The sequence below is a fragment of the Gemmiger formicilis genome, assembly GCF_016901605.1.
GTDB classification, from domain to species: Bacteria; Bacillota; Clostridia; order Oscillospirales; family Ruminococcaceae; genus Gemmiger; species Gemmiger formicilis_B.
On record NZ_JACJKP010000315.1, the window covers coordinates 1 to 1,408 of the forward strand.

The following is a 1,408-nucleotide window of genomic DNA, read 5'->3' on the forward strand; positions in this document are numbered from 1 at the left end:
TGTTGCAGCAGGCGGGGCCCATACTGGCCCGTGCCTGTATCGATATGATTCCCTTCAATTGTTTCTATACCGAGGAAAATTATCTTTTCTATGACCAGGAATTTGTGCGGCAAAACTACCCTGCCAGTTATGTGCTGTTCCGGGCGCTGCGCTATACCTATGGTTTTGCACCTGATGCGGAGGCAATGCTACCGCTGGCGGAACTCAAACAGCGGTACGGTCTGACCGACGCGCTGTGGGAAGCATATGAACAGGAGGAAGCTCGATTTATCGAGGAAAACCGCAATTACGAGGCCTATGAGCCGTTCTATCAGCACGCCGGTGCACCGGCGGAAGCGGTGAAAGCCAACCGTGCTCGCCTGCAAGACCAGGCGCTGGCGCTTCCGACCACGCGGGACGATAAGGCGGAACGAGAGGTTCTGCTGCGGCTTTTGCAGGCGTTTGATGCGGTATGCCGTCAAAATAACTTGCACTATACCCTGTTTTATGGTACGCTTCTGGGGGCTGTGCGGCATCAGGGGTTTGTACCCTGGGACGATGATGTGGATGTCATCATGCCGCGCGCCGACTATGATAAGCTGTGCGCGTTGCCTCCCAATGCATGGGCAGCCGAATATTTCCTGCAGACGCCGGAAAGCGATCCCGATTGTTTCTATGGCGGATATGCCAAACTGCGGGACAGCACTACCACCGGTATCGAAAGCCGCAACCTGGGGCACAACTGCAACCAGGGCATCTGGATCGACATTCTGCCATTGGATGCCTGCTGGCGAAACCCGGAACGGCGACAGGATCAGTTTGCCAGGATTCATCGACTGCAGTCCATGTTGTTGGCCAAAATCTATCCGGGATTGTACCAGTTGGATAGCGTCACAGCCCTGCAGGTCGCGCAGACCTCCCACCGGGATCTTTGTGACCAGCTTCATGCGGCGCTCACCGAGTGTGACGAGCCCGATGCACTGTTGACCGTTTTGGCGCGGTACCGTTCGGCGGAAAGTCATGTGCTGACTGAAGCCGAGGACTGGCGCTGGACAATCCCCCAGCCATTTGAAGGCACGCAGTATCCCATCCCGATGGCGTATGACAAACTTCTGCGCCAGCTGTATGGGCCGCAGTACCGCCTGTACCCGCCGCTGGCCCAGCGGGTCTCCCACCATAAAGGATTGTTCGATGCGGGCACGCCCTACCGGCAGTACCAAGCAGAGCATGCCACGTTGCTGGCCTTCTTTTCCAACCTGTAATTCTTGAACAAGGAAGTGGTATTCCATGGCAAAAAAGTATAAGGTCGGTTATATTGCCGGCGTATTCGATCTGTTTCATGTGGGCCATGTCAATCTTCTGCGGCGCGCCAAGGAGGAATGCGACTATCTGATCGTGGGCGTTCTGTCCGACGCGCTGGTGGTGCACT

The 1,408-nt window shown here is 56.1% G+C and carries 2 protein-coding genes; both read left to right on the plus strand.

Annotated elements, in window-relative coordinates; genetic code table 11:
* Positions 1–1,241: LicD family protein (locus H6B10_RS14505; RefSeq protein WP_204652248.1), on the plus strand; the 1,241-nt coding region annotated here is incomplete at its 5' end.
* A 25-nt stretch (positions 1,242–1,266) separates the two neighbouring features.
* Positions 1,267–1,408 (plus strand): adenylyltransferase/cytidyltransferase family protein (locus H6B10_RS14510; protein WP_204652249.1); only part of this gene is annotated, 142 nt, incomplete at its 3' end.